Origin of the sequence: Micromonospora globispora (genome assembly GCF_003857015.1) — a bacterium.
Classification (GTDB): domain Bacteria; phylum Actinomycetota; class Actinomycetes; order Mycobacteriales; family Micromonosporaceae; genus Micromonospora; species Micromonospora globispora.
In genome coordinates this window covers 1-16,612 of record NZ_QGGF01000367.1, presented here as the reverse complement: position 1 = coordinate 16,612, position 16,612 = coordinate 1, and the positions used below count along the sequence as shown (strand labels likewise).

Annotated in this window: 17 protein-coding genes; 10 read left to right on the top strand and 7 right to left on the bottom strand. The window is 70.4% G+C overall.

What is annotated here, in order from left to right:
* Positions 1-52: 52 nt before the first annotated feature.
* From atpA to DKL51_RS18530, 7 genes are all read left to right on the top strand, one after another.
* On the top strand, positions 53-1,705 hold the full coding sequence (gene atpA / locus DKL51_RS18560) for a F0F1 ATP synthase subunit alpha (protein WP_109946074.1): 1,653 nt from the start codon (positions 53-55) through the stop codon (positions 1,703-1,705).
* A 2-nt stretch (positions 1,706-1,707) separates the two neighbouring features.
* Complete coding sequence (locus DKL51_RS18555) at positions 1,708-2,637, top strand: F0F1 ATP synthase subunit gamma (protein WP_109946073.1); 930 nt, start codon at positions 1,708-1,710, stop codon at positions 2,635-2,637.
* Positions 2,637-4,073 (top strand): F0F1 ATP synthase subunit beta, encoded by a 1,437-nt coding sequence (gene atpD, locus DKL51_RS18550; RefSeq protein ID WP_109946072.1) that lies wholly within the window; start codon positions 2,637-2,639, stop codon positions 4,071-4,073. The genes DKL51_RS18555 and atpD overlap by 1 nt, the downstream gene beginning before the upstream one ends.
* Before the next feature lie 216 nt (positions 4,074-4,289).
* Entirely contained in the window at positions 4,290-5,432 is a 1,143-nt protein-coding gene (locus DKL51_RS18545) for an LCP family protein (protein ID WP_109946090.1), read from the top strand.
* A gap of 153 nt (positions 5,433-5,585) precedes the next feature.
* Positions 5,586-5,864 (top strand): F0F1 ATP synthase subunit epsilon, encoded by a 279-nt coding sequence (locus tag DKL51_RS18540; RefSeq protein ID WP_109946071.1) that lies wholly within the window; start codon positions 5,586-5,588, stop codon positions 5,862-5,864.
* A 12-nt stretch (positions 5,865-5,876) separates the two neighbouring features.
* On the top strand, positions 5,877-6,332 hold the full coding sequence (locus tag DKL51_RS18535; protein WP_109946070.1) for a DUF2550 domain-containing protein: 456 nt from the start codon (positions 5,877-5,879) through the stop codon (positions 6,330-6,332).
* A gap of 765 nt (positions 6,333-7,097) precedes the next feature.
* Positions 7,098-7,691 carry a hypothetical protein gene (locus DKL51_RS18530; protein WP_109946900.1) on the top strand — a complete coding sequence of 198 codons (594 nt, stop codon included), beginning with the start codon at positions 7,098-7,100 and terminating at the stop codon, positions 7,689-7,691.
* A gap of 61 nt (positions 7,692-7,752) precedes the next feature.
* Here DKL51_RS18530 and DKL51_RS18525 read toward each other — a convergent pair whose 3' ends face one another.
* Together DKL51_RS18525 and DKL51_RS18520 are read right to left on the bottom strand one after the other, a co-directional pair.
* A complete protein-coding gene (locus DKL51_RS18525; protein WP_109946899.1) occupies positions 7,753-8,172 on the bottom strand; it encodes a VOC family protein in 420 nt (139 codons plus the stop codon).
* Entirely contained in the window at positions 8,148-8,720 is a 573-nt protein-coding gene (locus DKL51_RS18520; protein WP_109946898.1) for a cob(I)yrinic acid a,c-diamide adenosyltransferase, read from the bottom strand. Before DKL51_RS18520 ends, DKL51_RS18525 begins: the two co-directional genes overlap by 25 nt.
* Between DKL51_RS18520 and murA the strand changes: the two genes are divergently transcribed.
* The gene (murA, locus tag DKL51_RS18515; protein WP_109946897.1) at positions 8,719-10,158 is read left to right on the top strand and encodes a UDP-N-acetylglucosamine 1-carboxyvinyltransferase; all 1,440 of its coding nucleotides are present in this window, start codon (positions 8,719-8,721) and stop codon (positions 10,156-10,158) included. The genes DKL51_RS18520 and murA overlap by 2 nt on opposite strands.
* Positions 10,159-10,236: 78 nt before the next feature.
* Complete coding sequence (locus DKL51_RS18510; protein ID WP_109946896.1) at positions 10,237-11,085, top strand: 3-hydroxyacyl-CoA dehydrogenase family protein; 849 nt, start codon at positions 10,237-10,239, stop codon at positions 11,083-11,085.
* Here DKL51_RS18510 and DKL51_RS18505 read toward each other — a convergent pair.
* Genes DKL51_RS18505 through DKL51_RS18495 form a run of 3 tightly spaced genes read right to left on the bottom strand, consistent with a single transcriptional unit; the run spans position 11,073 to position 13,340 of the window.
* Positions 11,073-11,600 carry an alpha/beta hydrolase gene (locus DKL51_RS18505; protein WP_243422633.1) on the bottom strand — a complete coding sequence of 176 codons (528 nt, stop codon included), beginning with the start codon at positions 11,598-11,600 and terminating at the stop codon, positions 11,073-11,075. The genes DKL51_RS18510 and DKL51_RS18505 overlap by 13 nt on opposite strands.
* A gap of 49 nt (positions 11,601-11,649) precedes the next feature.
* Positions 11,650-12,495: an ABC transporter permease gene (locus DKL51_RS18500; RefSeq protein ID WP_109946895.1), complete on the bottom strand. Its 846-nt coding sequence runs from the start codon at positions 12,493-12,495 to the stop codon at positions 11,650-11,652.
* Positions 12,492-13,340 (bottom strand): ABC transporter ATP-binding protein, encoded by an 849-nt coding sequence (locus tag DKL51_RS18495; RefSeq protein WP_109946894.1) that lies wholly within the window; start codon positions 13,338-13,340, stop codon positions 12,492-12,494. Before DKL51_RS18495 ends, DKL51_RS18500 begins: the two co-directional genes overlap by 4 nt.
* Positions 13,341-13,491: 151 nt before the next feature.
* Between DKL51_RS18495 and DKL51_RS18490 the strand changes: the two genes are divergently transcribed.
* A complete protein-coding gene (locus DKL51_RS18490) occupies positions 13,492-15,498 on the top strand; it encodes a protein meaA (RefSeq protein ID WP_109946893.1) in 2,007 nt (668 codons plus the stop codon).
* A gap of 36 nt (positions 15,499-15,534) precedes the next feature.
* On the opposite strand, the gene DKL51_RS18485 is transcribed toward DKL51_RS18490, so the two are convergent.
* Together DKL51_RS18485 and DKL51_RS35790 are read right to left on the bottom strand one after the other, a co-directional pair.
* Positions 15,535-15,831, bottom strand: a complete 297-nt coding sequence (locus tag DKL51_RS18485) for a DUF1540 domain-containing protein (RefSeq protein WP_109946892.1) — start codon at positions 15,829-15,831, stop codon at positions 15,535-15,537.
* Between the two features lie 464 nt (positions 15,832-16,295).
* The coding region (locus DKL51_RS35790) for a hypothetical protein (protein ID WP_221623204.1) at positions 16,296-16,612 on the bottom strand (317 nt) is incomplete at its 5' end.

The following is a 16,612-nucleotide window of genomic DNA, read 5'->3' as shown; positions in this document are numbered from 1 at the left end:
GGACCGGTCGGTACTAGGTATCCCGGGCCCCTGATACTTAAGGAAGCAGAGGATGGCCGAGCTGACCATCTCGACGGAGGAGATCCGCGGCGCCCTGGAGCGCTACGTCTCCTCCTACACGGCCGACGTCTCCCGTGAGGAGGTCGGCACCGTCGCCGACGCCGGCGACGGCATCGCCCACGTCGAGGGTCTCCCCTCGACCATGACCAACGAGCTCCTGGAGTTCGAAGACGGCACGCTCGGCGTGGCGCTGAACCTCGACGTCCGGGAGATCGGTGTCGTCGTCCTCGGTGACTACGGCGGTATCGAGGAGGGGCAGCGCGTCAAGCGCACCGGCCGCGTGCTCTCCGTGCCGGTCGGCGACGCCTTCCTCGGCCGCGTGGTCAACTCGCTCGGCCAGCCGATCGACGGCCTCGGTGACATCGCGGACGAGGGCTACCGCGAGCTGGAGCTCCAGGCCCCGAACGTGATGGCCCGCCAGTCGGTCTTCGAGCCGATGCAGACCGGCATCAAGGCGGTCGACGCCATGACGCCGATCGGCCGCGGCCAGCGCCAGCTGATCATCGGTGACCGGAAGACCGGTAAGACCACGGTCGCCCTGGACACGATCCTCAACCAGCGCGAGAACTGGCGCTCCGGCGACCCGCAGAAGCAGGTCCGCTGCATCTACGTCGCCATCGGCCAGAAGGCCTCCACGATCGCCTCGATCAAGGGCCTGCTGGAGGAGGCGGGCGCGATGGAGTACACCACCATCGTCGCCTCCCCGGCCTCCGACCCGGCCGGCTTCAAGTACCTCGCCCCGTACACCGGCTCGTCCATCGGGCAGCACTGGATGTACGGCGGCAAGCACGTCCTGATCGTCTTCGACGACCTGACCAAGCAGGCCGAGGCGTACCGGGCCGTGTCGCTGCTGCTGCGTCGCCCGCCGGGCCGCGAGGCCTACCCGGGTGACGTCTTCTACCTGCACTCCCGGCTGCTGGAGCGGTGCGCGAAGCTCTCCGACGAGATGGGCGGCGGTTCGATGACCGGCCTGCCGCTGATCGAGACCAAGGGCAACGACATCTCGGCGTTCATCCCGACCAACGTCATCTCGATCACCGACGGCCAGATCTTCCTCGAGACCGACCTGTTCAACCAGGGCGTGCGGCCGGCCATCAACGTCGGCACCTCGGTCTCGCGGGTCGGTGGCGCCGCGCAGGTGAAGCCGATGAAGAAGGTCGCCGGTTCGCTCCGGCTCAACCTGGCCCAGTACCGCGAGCTGGAGGCCTTCGCCGCCTTCGCCTCCGACCTGGACAAGGCCTCCCGCGCCCAGCTGGACCGCGGTGCCCGCCTGGTCGAGCTGCTCAAGCAGCCGAACTACTCGCCGTACCCGGTGCAGGACCAGGTCGTCTCGGTCTGGGCCGGCACCGAGGGCAAGCTGGACGACATCCCGGTCGGCGAGGTCCGGCGCTTCGAGTCGGAGTTCCTCCAGTACCTGCGGCACAAGCACGAGGGCACCCTCGCGGCGATCGCCGACAACAAGTGGGATGACGAGATCATCGGTACCCTGGACCGGGCCATCGCCGAGTTCAAGCAGATGTTCCTGGGCAAGGAGGACGAGCAGCGGATCAACGAGGCGCCGGCCAAGCCGCTCGAGGGCGAGGAGAACCGCGAGACGGTGACCCGCTTCCGTGAGGGCACGACCGACCGCCCGGCTGAGAGCTGATCATGGCCGCCCAGGTTCGCGTTCTTCGTCAACGGATCCGCTCGGCGAAGTCGATGAAGAAGATCACCAAGGCGATGGAGCTCGTGGCGACGAGCCGGATCGCCAAGGCCCAGGCCCGGGTGGAGGCGTCCCTGCCGTACGCGCAGGCCATCACCGGGGTGCTCACGGCGCTGGCGTCCAACGCGCGGATCGACCACCCGCTGCTTACCCCACGCGAGCGGGTGCGGCGGGCGGGCGTCCTGCTGGTCACCAGCGACCGGGGCCTGGCCGGCGGCTACAGCACCAACGCCATCAAGACGGCGGAGTCGCTGATCGCCCGGCTCAAGGCCGACGGGAAGGAACCGGTCCTCTACGTCATCGGGCGTAAGGGCGTCACGTTCTACCGGTTCCGCAACCGGGAGATCGCGGCCAGCTGGACGGGCTTCTCCGAGCAGCCGTCCTTCGCCGACGCCCGCGAGGTGGGCGAGACGCTGATCAAGGCGTTCTCGGCCGGCGCGGACGACGTGGAGGGCAAGGCCGGGGCGGACGGGATCCTCGGGGTCGACGAGCTGCACATCGTCCACACCGAGTTCAAGTCCCTGATGACTCAGACCGCGGTTGCGAAGATCATCGGCCCGATGCAGGTCGAGGACCGGCCGCGGTCCGAGGGCCTGCTGCCGGCGTACGAGTTCGAGCCGGAGGCGGAGGCGCTGCTCGACGCGCTGCTGCCGAAGTACATCAACACCCGGATCTACGCGGCGTTGATCGAGTCGGCGGCCAGCGAATCGGCCGCCCGGCGGCGGGCGATGAAGAGCGCCACCGACAACGCCGAAGAGATGATCGAGAAATACACGCGTGAGATGAACTCGGCCCGCCAAGCCAGTATCACCCAGGAGATCAGTGAGATCGTCGGCGGCGCGAACGCGCTGGCCGCGTCGGGAAGTGAAGTGTGATGACTGCCCCAGTAGAGACCAAGACGGCCACCGGTCGCGTGGTCCGGGTCATCGGCCCGGTCGTCGACGCCGAGTTCCCGCGCGACGCCATGCCGGAACTGTTCAACGCCCTGCACGTGGACGTGACGCTCTCCGGCGGAACGAAGACCCTGACCCTGGAGGTCGCCCAGCACCTGGGTGACAACCTGGTCCGGGCCATCTCGATGCAGCCCACCGACGGCCTGGTTCGTGGCTCCGAGGTGGAGGACACCGGTGCGCCGATCAGCGTGCCGGTGGGCGACGCGGTCAAGGGCCACGTGTTCAACGCCATCGGCGAGTGCCTCAACCTGACCGAGGGTGAGACCATCCAGGCCGACGACCGGTGGGGCATCCACCGCAAGGCCCCGGCCTTCGCGGACCTGGAGCCGAAGACCGAGATGCTGGAAACCGGCATCAAGGTCATCGACCTGCTCGCCCCGTACGTCAAGGGCGGCAAGATCGGCCTGTTCGGCGGCGCCGGCGTGGGCAAGACGGTGCTCATCCAGGAGATGATCACCCGGGTGGCCCGGAACTTCGGTGGTACCTCGGTCTTCGCCGGCGTGGGTGAGCGGACCCGTGAGGGCAACGACCTCATCGCCGAGATGACCGAGTCCGGCGTCATCGACAAGACCGCGCTGGTCTACGGCCAGATGGACGAGCCGCCGGGCACCCGGCTGCGGGTCGCGCTGTCCGCGCTGACCATGGCGGAGTACTTCCGTGACGTGAAGAAGCAGGAGGTGCTGCTCTTCATCGACAACATCTTCCGCTTCACCCAGGCCGGTTCAGAGGTCTCCACGCTGCTCGGCCGCATGCCGAGCGCCGTGGGTTACCAGCCGACCCTGGCAGACGAGATGGGCGAGCTCCAGGAGCGGATCACCTCCGTCCGGGGCCAGGCCATCACCTCGATGCAGGCGATCTACGTGCCCGCCGACGACTACACCGACCCGGCGCCGGCCACCACGTTCGCCCACCTGGACGCGACCACCAACCTGGAGCGGTCGATCTCCGACAAGGGCATCTACCCGGCCGTGGACCCGCTGGCGTCCTCGTCCCGGATCCTCGCCCCGGAGTTCGTCGGCCAGGAGCACTTCCAGGTCGCCACCGAGGTGAAGCGGATCCTGCAGCGCTACAAGGACCTGCAGGACATCATCGCCATCCTCGGTATCGAGGAGCTCTCCGAGGAAGACAAGATCACCGTGCAGCGCGCCCGGCGGATCGAGCGCTTCCTGTCGCAGAACACCTACGCCGCCGAGCAGTTCACCGGCGTGCCGGGCTCGACGGTTCCGATCTCCGAGACCATCGAGGCGTTCAAGAAGATCAGCGAGGGCGAGTACGACCACTTCCCTGAGCAGGCCTTCTTCATGTGCGGCGGTCTGGAGGACCTGGAGCGCAAGGCCAAGGAGCTGATGGAGGGCTAAGACCTCGATCACACCCACGGAGGCCACCCCGGCGGATGCCGGGGTGGCCTCCGCCCATTTGGGGCCCGCTCCCAGCAGGTGTCCGGTTCTCGGACAGGCGGTTCTGTCACGCCGGGGGTACCGTTCGTGGCACGACGCTCACCGACCCGAGCGTTGATCTTTGCAACGAATCGGTCGCCTGCGCCCGTCTACCTGTTGTGGGCGTGACGAATGGAGATGCTCGTGGGTAAGGCCGGCGCGGACGGCGGCAAGCGGTCCCTCTGGCGTGGCGTGCCGCGGTGGGCCCGGTTGTGCACCATCTTCGGGGTCGTGCTCATGACGCTCAGCGGCGCCGTGCTGGTCGGCTACGAGACTCTGCTCCACCGGTACGAGGGCGCGGTCGGCAAGGGCGACCTCTTCGGCGACCAGGCGGCCGGCGCGCAGGAGCGCAAGAGCACCATCAAGGGACCGTTGAACATCCTCCTGGTCGGCATCGACCCCCGTAATGCGTCGATGCGGCCGCTGGCCGACTCGATCATGATCCTGCACGTGCCAGCCGGGATGGACCGTGGCTACCTCTTCTCGCTCCCACGGGACCTGCGGGTGGAGATCCCGGAGTTCCCCAAGGCGAACTTCGCGGGCCGCACCGACAAGCTGAACGCCGCCATGTCGCACGGCAGCTTCGTGCCCGGGCAGAACCCGGACGCCGCGCGCGGTTTCGAACTGCTCGCCAAGACCGTGCAGCAGGTGACCGGAATCGAACGCTTCGACGCTGGCGCGATCATCAACTTCACCGGGTTCAAGAAGATCGTCGACGCGATGGGCGGCGTCGACATGTACATCGAGCGGGATGTGCGCTCCGAGCACCGCAAGCCGGACGGCACCATGCGGGAGCTCAGGCCGGGCGGCGGGGGATACCTGGGCCCGCAGGCGGAGTACAAGAAGGGCAACGCGCACCTCAACGGCTGGCAGGCGCTGGACTACGTCCGGCAGCGCTACCCGAAGAACGGCGTGCCGGACGCCGACTACGGCCGGCAGCGGCACCAGCAGCAGTTCATCAAGGCGATGGTCGACCAGGCGTTCAGCGCGGACGTGGTGACCAACCCGATCAAGCTCGACAAGGTGATCCGGGCCGCGGGCCAGTCGCTGATCTTCAACGGCCGGGGCAACAGCGTGGTCGACTTCGCGCTGGCCCTGAAGAACATCCGGTCGTCGTCGATCGAGACGATCAAGCTGCCGGGGGCGCCCATCGGCACCGGCTCGGCGTACAAGGGGGAGAAGCTGCTGCCGCCGGCGCAGGACTTCTTCGCCGCCCTGCGCAACGAGCAGGTGGACGCGTTCATGCTGGAGCACCCGGAATTCAAGCAAAAGAACAGCTAACCTGACCGCCAGCGGGCCCCGGCGCCGGCCGGGCACGCTGGCGTGATCGGTGGGCGCGGACGACGCGTGTCGCAGCTCTCGCCACCCGCGTTGGGTGCCCCTCGGGGCCGCGACTAGACTTTCGGCAATCCGCCGCCGCAGCAAGGAGACAGCGTGGCACAGCAGCTTCACGTCGAGCTCGTAGCCGTCGAGGAGAAGGTCTGGTCCGGCGAGGCCGAGATGGTCGTCGCCCGGACGACCGAGGGTGAGCTGGGTGTGCTGCCGGGGCACGCGCCCCTGCTCGGCCAGCTCGCCGAGCCCAGCCAGGTACGCATCAAGCAGGTCGGTGGCGAGCAGCTCGCGTACGACGTCGCTGGCGGTTTCCTTTCGGTGACCGGTGAGGGCGTCACGGTCCTCGCCGAGAGCGCCACCCCCGCCACTCCGGCGCGCTGAGCCGACCCGCCGATGGAGATCGTGGAAGGGATCGGAATCGGCATCGCGGTGGTGCTTGCCGCGCTTCTGATCCTCTTCATCCGGCGGGCCCTGTTCACGCGCAGCGGAGGCATCATCCGGCTCAGCGTCCGGGTCTCCACGATCCTCGACGGCCGCGGCTGGTCGCCCGGCTTCGGCCGGTTCGTCGGCGACGAACTCCGCTGGTACCGGATGTTCAGCTTCGCCCTGCGACCCAAACGGGTGCTCTCCCGTAAAGGGCTGGCCGTGGAGCGTCGGCGACTGCCCGAGGGACAAGAACGGCTCTCCATGCCGGCCGACTGGGTGATCCTCCGCTGTACCAGTCACCACGCGCCGGTGGAGATCGCCATGGCCCGCTCCACCGTCACCGGTTTCCTGTCCTGGCTCGAGGCCGCCCCTCCGGGGGCGGTCTCGCCGCGTCTGGCGTCCCAGGACTGGCCCGCCGCCTGATCCGCTCCACCTCCGGTCGCTTGCGCCGTCGGTAGCCGCCTTGTCAGGCGGCGACCGCCGTGCCCGGCTCCGGTCAGGCCCGATCACTGCTCCGGTCGCGGCGGGGCCCCGACCCGGTCGTGGTCCCGGGGTCACCCGGGCCGTGGTCCCGCGTCGCCCGGCCGCGCGTCACCGGCCCGGCGATCCCTCGGCCATCCGCTGCTCCCCTCCCGTCATGACGTGCGTGTCGGCGTCCGCCGTACGTCCGCCCGCCCGGTTCACGAAGCCCGGAGGCGGGGCCGTCGCCACCCTGGAGTGCATCTCGCCCGGCTGGCCCGGCCCGGGGCAGCCGCTGGCGCGTTCTGGGGCGATTGTCCGTTTGCCGTCCCCCGTTCAGTGCGGCGAGTGGAACGTCCTGGAGGTCTCCTGGCTCCGATGACGTCCATGGTGTTGCGACGAGGCGGGGGTGTGGGTGGCGTCGTCTGGCCCGGGCCATATGTCCGGTTTGTGGGTGTGACCGGCGGCATCCGGGGGCCGGAATCGTGGGCGGGCGCGAGTCGTTGAACACCGGTGAACGGCCGAGGGAGACCCCCCGCGAGGCGGGGTGCGCGCCCGGAATGATGGTGGCCCGCCGGTCGTTACACATGGTCCCGGCGCCGCGAAGAGGCCCCGCCCCGCGCGCCGGATCCCCAAGACTTTCCCCCCTTTGAGCGCCTGACGGTGCTTGCGCACGTGCCGACCCCCCTTTCGGCGTTGTGCGCCAACCCCCGAATGGAGCTTTCCCCCATGAACACGATCTTCCGTAAGAGCGTTCTTGGTGTTGCTGGTCTCGCCTTCGCCGGTGGTGTGTTCGCCGGTCCGATGACCGCCCACGCCGCCACCCCGGTCGACGCCAAGCCCGCCGCCGTGGCCGTGCAGGCCGACAAGCCGGGCGTGGACACCGCCAAGCTGATGCCGCATGGTGTGCAGGGCGCGCAGTCGAAGATCACCCTGAACGACGAGCAGGTTGGCAATGCGAAGGCGATCATCGCCGCCACCAAGAAGTCGGGCCTGAACGAGCGGGCCGCGGTCATCTCCATCGGCACCAGCCTGCAGGAGTCGAAGCTGGAGAACCTGGGTCACCTGGGTGACCGCAACGACCACGACTCGCTGGGCCTGTTCCAGCAGCGCCCCTCCTCGGGTTGGGGTACCCCGGAGCAGATCACCGACCCCGAGTACTCGACCATGGCCTTCCAGAAGGGTCTGAAGCAGGTCGACGGGTGGCAGGACATGCCCCTGACCGAGGCCGCGCAGACGGTGCAGGTGTCGGCCTACCCGGACGCCTACGCCCAGTGGGAGCAGCAGGCCGCTGACCTGGTCGCCCAGCACTGGAACAACTGACAACTCAAAACGTGAAACGACCGCTGGCCGGTATCCCTGACGGGGTGCCGGCCAGCGGCGTCTAGTCGGTCGACGCGACCAGTTCCACCTCGTAGCCCTGTCCGTCGGCGAGGTACGCGGCGTACGTCTGCGGGCCGCCGGCGTGCGGGTGCCGGTCGGGGAAGAGCAGGGTCCAGCCGTGCTCCGCCGCGGCGGCGACCAGCCGGTCCACGGCGGCCGGCGGGCCGGCGTGGAAGGCCAGGTGGTTGAGCCCCGGCGCGAGCCGGTCGTGCACCCGCCCGGAGAGCGCCGGGGGCTCCTCCAGCACCAAATAGGTGGCGCCGAGCCGCCAGGACCGCCCGGCCGGCCAGTCCTGGAACGGCGTCCAGCCCAGCTCGCCCAGGAGCCAGCCCCAGCTGCGCCGAGCGGCGTCGAGGTCCGGCACCCAGACTTCGACGTGGTGCAGGGCGCCGACGGTCAGCGCTTCCCGCCCGGCACCCATAGCACATCTCCCTCCGGATTTGCCGTTCTTGCCAGGATAAAGAGCAGATCGGAGAGCCGGTTGAGATACTTTGCCGGAAGGGAGCTGGTCCGATCGGGGTCGTGCGCGACCAGGGCCCACGCCGCACGCTCGGCGCGCCGGGCGATCGTCCGTGCCACGTGCAGCAGCGCCGCGCCAGGGGTGCCGCCGGGGAGGATGAAGGAGTCAAGCTTGCTCAGGCGTGCGTTGTACTCGTCGCACCAGCCCTCGAGGCGCTCCACGTACTCCTCGGTGACCCGCAGCGGCGGGTACGCCGGGTTCTGCTCGACCGGGGTGGCCAGGTCGGCGCCGACGTCGAACATGTCGTTCTGGATGGACCCCAGCACCGCCCGCAGCTCGTCGTCGAGCTGCCCGAGCGCGAGTGCGACGCCGATCGCCGCGTTGCACTCGTCGACATCCGCGTACGCGGCGATCCGTGGATCGGTCTTCGGCACCTGCTCGTTGTTGCTCAGCCTGGTCATGCCGGCGTCGCCGGCCTTGGTGTAGATGCGCGTGAGGTGGACGGCCATGACGCACAGCCTACGGATACCGGACCTGACCATCCCGGCGCGGCCGGGCGCGATCGGGTGGCCCGCCGGGGTGGGTCCGGGCGACGCCGGCGACGCGGCGCTCAACGACGTCGACGTCATCCGGGTGCACGGTGAGGCGCGGCTGGCCGGCACCGTGCACGTGGTCGGGGCGAAGAACTCGGCGCTGAAACTGATGGCCGCCGCGCTGCTCGCCCCCGGCCGGAGCGTGATCACGAACGTGCCCCGGATCACCGACATCGCGATCATGGGTGAGGTGTTGCGCCGGCTCGGCTGCGGCGTCCGGTTCGCCGCCGACGATCCGGTCGACCCGATGGTGGCCCGGGGTGGGGTGGAGCGGTCCCGGTCGGTCGTCATCGACGTACCGGAACAGCCCGGCGCCGAGGCCGACTACGACCTGGTCCGGCGGCTGCGCGCGTCGATCTGCGTGCTCGGCCCACTGCTGGCCCGCCGAGGGTACGTGCGGGTGGCCCACCCCGGCGGCGACGCGATCGGCTCCCGCGGCCTGGACATGCACATCGCCGGCCTCACCCGGATGGGCGCGGACATCTCCGGCGAGCACGGCTTCGTCATCGCCGCCGCGCCGGACGGGCTGCACGGCGCGGACATCGTGCTGGACTTCCCCAGCGTCGGCGCGACCGAGAACCTCGTGATGGCGGCCGTGCTGGCCCGGGGCACCACGGTGATCGACAACGCCGCCCGGGAGCCGGAGATCGTGGACATCTGCACCATGCTCAACGGGATGGGGGCGCGGATCGAGGGAGCCGGCACCTCCACCCTGCACATCGTCGGGGTGCCGGAGCTGCGTCCGGTCCGGCACGCCACGGTGGGGGACCGGATCGTCGCCGGGACCTGGGCGTTCGCCGCCGCGATGACCCGCGGCGACGTCACGGTGACCGGCATCGACCCGGCGTTCCTCGAGGTCGCGCTCGACAAGCTCATCTCGGCGGGCGGCCTGGTGGAGACCCGCGGCGAGGCCTTCCGGGTACGCATGGACGACCGCCCGACGGCGGTGGACGTGGTGACCCTGCCGTTCCCGGGTTTCGCCACAGACCTGCTGCCGATGGCGATCGGGCTGGCCGCGGTGAGCGATGGCGCGTCCCTGATCACCGAGAACATCTTCGACGGCCGGTTCATGTTCGCCAACGAGATGATGCGGCTGGGCGCGGACATCAAGACCGACGGCCACCACGCGGTGGTACGCGGCCGGGACCGCCTCTCCGGCGCCCCGGTACGCGCGACGGACATCCGGGCCGGCGCCGGGCTGATCATCGCCGGGCTCTGCGCCGACGGGGTCACCGAGGTCTCCCACGTGCACCACGTGGACCGGGGCTATCCGGACTTCGTCGCCGACCTGCGGGCGCTCGGGGTGGCGGTGGAGCGCGGCACCGTACCGGAGGAGCCGGCCCTGGAGATCTGACCGGGAGACGGCTTAGCGGTCGTTCAGGCTCGCCGACTAGGGTGCTGGCAGACACTCAATCAGGCGAGGGAGAAGCAGATGGCGGGTCGACTCGCGGTCGTCGGTGCCGGGCTGATGGGCTCGGGTATCGCCCAGGTGGCGGCGCAGGCGGGCTGGCAGGTGACGCTGCGGGACCTGGACGACGCGGCCACTAAGCGGGGCGTCGACGGCATCCGGAAGTCGCTGGAGAAGTTCGCCGAGAAGGGGAAGATCGAGGCGTCCGACGTTGAGGCGGCGCTGGGCCGGATCACCCCGACCACCGACCTGGAGGCGGTTGCCGACGCGGACATCGTGGTCGAGGCGGTCTTCGAGCGGCTGGATATCAAGCACGAGGTGTTCCGCGCGCTGGACAAGATCTGCAAGGCGGATGCCGTGCTGGCCACCAACACCTCGGCCATCCCGGTCACCCAGATCGCTGCGGTGACCGAGCGCCCGGAGGCGGTCGTCGGCACCCACTTCTTCTCGCCGGTGCCGATGATGAAGCTCTGCGAGCTGGTCCGCGGTTACAAGACCAGCGATGAGACGCTGGCGACGGCGAAGGCGTTCGCCGAGGAGATCGGCAAGACGGTCGTGGTGGTCAACCGGGACATCGCCGGGTTCGTCACCACCCGGCTGATCGCCGCGCTGGTCGTCGAGGCGGTCAAGCTGGTCGAGTCGGGTGTGGTCTCGGCCGAGGACCTGGACACCGCCTGCCGGCTCGGCTTCGGCCACGCCATGGGCCCGCTGGCCACCACCGACCTGACCGGCGTGGACGTGCTGCTGCACGCCTCGAAGAACATCTACACCGACACCGCGGACGAGAAGTTCTTCCCGCCGGAGCTGCTCCAGCGCATGGTCACCGCCGGCGACCTGGGTCGCAAGACCGGCAGGGGCTTCTACACGTACTGAGCCGCAGCGCGACACCCCCGGTCGTGTGCCGGGGGCGTCATGCTGCGCGGGGCGGCGTGAGGGCGGCACCCAGGAGGGCGAACGCGTCCGGGATGACGGTGCTCCAGTAGGCGAAGTTGTGCCGGCCGTCGGCCCGCTCGGCGCGGACCGGCGGCTCGGGCAGCGCCCGAGCCAGGGCGCGCACGGCGTACCGCGTCGGTGAGGAAGCGGGCGAAGCCGAAGCCCGGGAAGTCCTCGGCGGTGGCGGAGGCGCCGTGCAGGACCAGGCAGACGGGCAGGCCGCGGCCGTCGCCGTACCCTTCCGGGACGGCGGTCCAGAAGCCCACCTCCCGGCCGCGGGCGGCGGACCTGATCCGGATCAGGCGCTCGTCGCCCACCGGGGCGTCCGGCTGGGTCGGCGCTGGTCCGAGGCGGGGGCGGGACAGCTCCCGGGCGGTGAGACCGCCGACCACGGCCACGGCGGCCGCGCCGGAGCCGGCCAGCAGCAGCCGGCGCCGGGTCAGTGGGTGAGCCATGCCGGTGAGTGTGACAGCCGCCGGCCCGCCGGACGGCCCTGCGCGGCGGTCAGCCGTCGCGCTTGGTGGTCCAGCGGAAGGTGGCCAGGCAGAGCATCAGGCCGATCACGCACCAGAGGCCGAGCACGAGGGCGACCCGGCCAAGCTCGAACGAGCCGCCGGGCTCCTGGGCGCCGAAGCTCTCCGGCAGGAAGACCGCACGCAGCCCCTGGCACATCCACTTGAGCGGGAAGAGGGCCGCCACCTGCTGCATCCAGCTCGGCAGCTCGGTGAAGAGGATGAAGACCCCGGAGATGAACTGGAGCACCAGCGCGACCGGGGTTACCACGGCCGAGCCGCTGCGCGCGGTCCGGGCCAGGGATGAGATGGCGATGCCGCAGAGCGTGCAGGCGGTGACGCCGAGCAGCGAGACCCAGCCGAAGGTGAGCCACCTGCCGGCGGTGGACGGCAGTTGCAGGTCGAAGAGCGCGACCGAGACGGCCAGCAGCAGGGCGGTCTCGGCGATCCCGATCGCCACCACCATGATCACCTTGCCCGCGAAGTAGACCCACTTGGGCATGGGCGTGCCGCGGTACCGCTTGAGCACCCCTCGGTCCCGCTCGATGGGGATCCAGATGCCGAGGTTCTGGAAGCTCACCATCATCAGGCCGGTCGCGATCATGCCGGTGATGAAGTACTGGGTGTAGCGCACCCCGGGCGCGATCTCGTTGCCGAAGATCGAGGCGAAGACCAGGACCATGATCACCGGGAAGCCGATGGTGAAGACGACGGATTCCCGGCTGCGCAGGAACTGGGTGATCTCCAACCGTCCCTGCCGCAGGACGAGGGCGCCCGGCCCGAGCCGCCGAACCGGGGTCGCGGCGGTCGCCGCCGCTGGCTTCAACGTGGTCGTCATGAGTGTCCGATCATCTTCAGGTAGACGTCTTCCAGGGTCGGCCGGGTCACCGTGAGTCCGGGGACCTCGCCGCCGTAGCGCGCGGCCAGCTCCGCCACCAGCGCCGTCGGCGTCGCGCTCTCCGCGCTCTCCCGCGCCCCGTCCGGGGTACGCCAGGAAACCGTGGCCAGCGCCTCCTGCCGGTTGCCGAGCCGGTTGGGCGGGGCCACCTCGACCAGCCGGCCGCCGGCGATCACGCCGACCCGGTCTGCGAGCGCCTCGGCCTCGTCCAGGTAGTGCGTGGTCAGCACGATGGTGGTGCCGGCGGCCACCAGGTCCCGGATCAGCTCCCAGAACTCGCGCCGCGCCTCCGGGTCGAAGCCGGTGGTCGGCTCGTCGAGGAAGAGCAGTTCGGGGCGGCCGATGATGCCGAGCGCCACGTCGAGGCGGCGCTTCTGCCCGCCGGAGAGGGTGTGCGTACGCGCCTTCGCCTTGTCGGCCAGCCCAACCCGTTCGATGACCTTGTCCGGGTCGTCGGCGTCGGGGTAGAAGCCGGAGAAGTGCCGGACCACCTCGCCCACGGTCAGCTGGTCGAACTCGCCAGTGCCTTGGAGCACGATGCCGACCCGGGAGCGCCAGTGCGGGTCGGGGTGGGCCGGGTCGCTGCCGAGCACGCGTACCTCGCCGGCGTCGCGCTGCCGGTAGCCCTCCAGGATCTCCACCGTGGTGGTCTTGCCGGCGCCGTTCGGGCCGAGTAGGGCGAACACCTCGCCCCGGTGGACGTCGAGGTCCACGCCCGCCACCGCGACGTTGTCGCCGTACGCCTTGCGCAGTCCCCGTACAGAGATCGCGAGCTCGTCATCCATGACGTCAAGTGTGCGACCTGGTCGCCAGCGCGGGGTGCCCGGGGTGTGGCGATCCGGACCATGCCGGGCGCTCTGCGACCGGGCGTCCGCGACATGGACCTGTGTGGTTTTCCACAGCCCGTTTTACTGAACGGTAACTTAGACTCCGGCCATGGATGAGAAGGCACTCCCTGGCCGGCTGCCGGAGCGCGATCGGCCCTGGGTGATGCGCACCTACGCCGGGCACTCCTCCGCCGCGGCCACCAACGCGCTCTTCCGCCGCAACCTGGCGAAGGGGCAGACCGGTCTGTCGGTCGCCTTCGACCTGCCGACCCAGACCGGGTACGACCCGGACCACGAACTGGCCGCCGGCGAGGTCGGCCGGGTCGGGGTGCCGGTGGCGCACCTCGGCGACATGCGGGCCCTCTTCGACGGCATCCCGCTCGCCGAGATGAACACCTCCATGACGATCAACGCCCCGGCGATGTGGCTGCTCGCCCTCTACGGCACCATCGGCCTGGAACAGGGTGCCGAGCTGTCCCGCTGCGCCGGGACCACCCAGAACGACATCATCAAGGAGTACCTGTCCCGGGGGACGCACATCTTCCCGCCGGCGGCGTCGCTGCGGCTCACCGCCGACGTCATTGCGTACACCCTGCGCGAGATGCCCCGCTGGAACCCGGTGAACATCTGCTCGTACCACCTGCAGGAGGCCGGCGCGACGCCGGTGCAGGAGGTCGGCTTCGCCCTCGCCACCGCCGTCGCCGTGCTCGACGCCGTACGGGACTCCGGGCAGGTGCCCGCCGACCGGATGGGCGACGTCGTCCAGCGGATCTCCTTCTTCGTCAACGCCGGGGTGCGCTTCGTCGAGGAGATCGCCAAGATGCGCGCGTTCGGCGCCCTCTGGGACGAGATCACCCGTGAGCGCTACGGCGTGGAGAACCCCAAGCAGCGCCGCTTCCGGTACGGCGTCCAGGTCAACTCGCTCGGCCTCACCGAGGCCCAGCCGGAGAACAACATCCAGCGCATCGTCCTGGAGATGCTCGGCGTCACCCTCTCCCGCGACGCCCGGGCCCGCGCCGTGCAGCTCCCCGCCTGGAACGAGGCGCTCGGCCTGCCCCGCCCGTGGGACCAGCAGTGGTCCCTGCGCATGCAGCAGGTGCTGGCGTACGAGTCGGACCTGCTGGAGTACCCGGACCTCTTCGAAGGCTCGCACGTGATGACCGCGCTGGTCGACGACATCGTCACCGGAGCCCGGGTCGAGCTGGAGAAGGTGCTGGAGATGGGCGGCGTGGTGGCCGCCGTGGAGACCGGCTACCTCAAGAGCGCCCTGGTCGCCTCGCTCGCCGAGCGGCGCCGCCGGATGGAGGCCGGCACCGACGTGGTGGTCGGCGTCAACCGGTTCACCGAGACCGAGCCGTCCCCGCTTACCGCCGCAGGCGCGGAGGCCGTCGAGCAGGTCGACCCCGCGGTCGAGGCGGCCGCCACGGCCTCCGTACGCGAATGGCGGGCCGGACGGGACGCCGCGGCCGTCGACGCGGCGCTGGCCCGGCTCCGGGCGGACGCCGCGACCACCACCAACCTGATGACCGCGACGCTGGAGTGCGTGCGCGCCGGGGTTACCACCGGCGAGTGGGCCGGCGCGCTGCGCCAGGTCTTCGGCGAGTACCGCGCCCCCACCGGCCTCTCCGGCGCGGCCGGGGTCGGCGGCGACGCGACGCTCACCGCGGTCCGGGAGCGGGTCGCCGCCACCGCACGCGAGCTGGGCAGCGGCCGGCTGCGCCTGCTGGTGGGCAAGCCCGGCCTCGACGGGCACTCCAACGGCGCCGAGCAGATCGCGGTACGCGCCCGCGACGCCGGCTTCGAGGTGGTCTACCAGGGGATCCGGCTCACCGCCGGGCAGATCGTGGCCGCCGCCGTCGAGGAGGACGTCGACCTGGTCGGGCTCTCCGTGCTCTCCGGCTCGCACCTCGCCGCGGTGCCGGCGGTGCTCGACGGGCTGCGGGCGGCCGGGCGGAGTGACCTGCCGGTGGTGGTCGGCGGCATCATCCCCGCCTCAGACGCGGACACGCTGCGGGCGGCCGGTGTCGCCCGGGTGTTCACCCCGAAGGACTTCGCCCTCACCGGCATCATCGACGAGCTGGTCACCGTCATCCGCGAAGCCAACGGCCTGTCGTGACGCGCCTCGGGCCCGCACCCGCCGGGCCCGAGGGCGTCAGCGGCTCACGTACGTCTGGCAGTCCGCCAGGTCCGTCCGCGGGCCGACGGTGATCGCCGGAGCGTGGCACTCCAGGTCGGAGTTGTGCTGGCAGTCGGCGCGCTGGCACGCCCCGACCTGGGCGTTGATCTGCTCGATGCCGCCGCGTACCGGCGCCTCGATGAAGGTGTGGCAGTGCGCGTGGTCGCTGCTGCCGATCGTGATGGCAAAGGCGTGGCAGTCGTTGGTGTGGTTGTAGGCGCAGGACCTGACGGCACACTCCTGGACCCGGGGCATCTCCATCGCTCTGGTCACGGCTGACCCTCCTTAGGCTCTGGGTCCGATTTTAGGCTTTTGTTCCGTCTTGCGGTGTGCTTCGGGGGTGGCTGGCTTTGGGCCGTCCGTGTTGCGGCCTTGGGTGGTTGGGTGGTGGGGTGTGGCCCGCCGTGTCCGGCTCCGGGCGGTCAGGCTTGATCCCTGCGCTGGTCATGGCGGGCCACACCCCTGACCTGCGCGCGGTCCGTGCCGGCCGTGCGGCCGGGGCGCTTCGCGCGGCCGGTGCGGGCCGTTTCCCGCAACTCGCGCCTGCCTCCCCAAGATCCGCGCAGTTTCCCCGAAGGTGGTGCCTGAACGCGTTCGGAGGGGCCTGTTTCCCTGAAGTTGCGCGGATCTTGCCGTGCCGGCCCCGGTCATCCCGGCTGCGACCGTGGGGCCGGTGTCCGGTTTGGGGGTGTGACCGGCGGCATCCCGGCGGCGGAATCGTGGCGGGGGTGGGGGCGTTACACATCCTCGACGGCCGAGGTAGCAGCCTCGCCCCCGGCGGGATTTCTCTGCGGGATGGTCTGGCCCGGAATGATGGCCGGCCGGTGGTCGTTACACATGGTCCCGGCGCCGCGAGCAGGCCCCCCGGCCCCGCGGTCGACCCGGATGAAGACTTTCCCCTTTTTTGCTTTCTTGGGCGCCTGACGGTGCTTGCGCGCGGCCCTGACCCCCGTCGGGCGTGCGCCGACCCCCGAATGGAGCTTTCCCCCATGAACACGATCTTCCGTAAGAGCGTTCTTGGTGTTGCTGGTCTCGCGTTCGCCGGTGGTGTGTT

What these genes read in the sequence shown, in the direction of transcription:
- atpA (WP_109946074.1), top strand. Translation starts at nt 53, where the DNA reads ATGGCCGAGCTGACCATCTCGACGGAGGAGATCCGCGGCGCCCTGGAG.
- DKL51_RS18555 (WP_109946073.1), top strand. Translation starts at nt 1,708, where the DNA reads ATGGCCGCCCAGGTTCGCGTTCTTCGTCAACGGATCCGCTCGGCGAAG.
- atpD (WP_109946072.1), top strand. Translation starts at nt 2,637, where the DNA reads ATGACTGCCCCAGTAGAGACCAAGACGGCCACCGGTCGCGTGGTCCGG.
- DKL51_RS18545 (WP_109946090.1), top strand. Translation starts at nt 4,290, where the DNA reads ATGCTCGTGGGTAAGGCCGGCGCGGACGGCGGCAAGCGGTCCCTCTGG.
- DKL51_RS18535 (WP_109946070.1), top strand. Translation starts at nt 5,877, where the DNA reads ATGGAGATCGTGGAAGGGATCGGAATCGGCATCGCGGTGGTGCTTGCC.
- DKL51_RS18530 (WP_109946900.1), top strand. Translation starts at nt 7,098, where the DNA reads ATGAACACGATCTTCCGTAAGAGCGTTCTTGGTGTTGCTGGTCTCGCC.
- DKL51_RS18525 (WP_109946899.1), bottom strand. Translation starts at nt 8,172, where the DNA reads ATGGGTGCCGGGCGGGAAGCGCTGACCGTCGGCGCCCTGCACCACGTC.
- murA (WP_109946897.1), top strand. Translation starts at nt 8,719, where the DNA reads ATGACGCACAGCCTACGGATACCGGACCTGACCATCCCGGCGCGGCCG.
- DKL51_RS18520 (WP_109946898.1), bottom strand. Translation starts at nt 8,720, where the DNA reads ATGGCCGTCCACCTCACGCGCATCTACACCAAGGCCGGCGACGCCGGC.
- DKL51_RS18510 (WP_109946896.1), top strand. Translation starts at nt 10,237, where the DNA reads ATGGCGGGTCGACTCGCGGTCGTCGGTGCCGGGCTGATGGGCTCGGGT.
- DKL51_RS18505 (WP_243422633.1), bottom strand. Translation starts at nt 11,600, where the DNA reads ATGGCTCACCCACTGACCCGGCGCCGGCTGCTGCTGGCCGGCTCCGGC.
- DKL51_RS18500 (WP_109946895.1), bottom strand. Translation starts at nt 12,495, where the DNA reads ATGACGACCACGTTGAAGCCAGCGGCGGCGACCGCCGCGACCCCGGTT.
- DKL51_RS18495 (WP_109946894.1), bottom strand. Translation starts at nt 13,340, where the DNA reads ATGGATGACGAGCTCGCGATCTCTGTACGGGGACTGCGCAAGGCGTAC.
- DKL51_RS18490 (WP_109946893.1), top strand. Translation starts at nt 13,492, where the DNA reads ATGGATGAGAAGGCACTCCCTGGCCGGCTGCCGGAGCGCGATCGGCCC.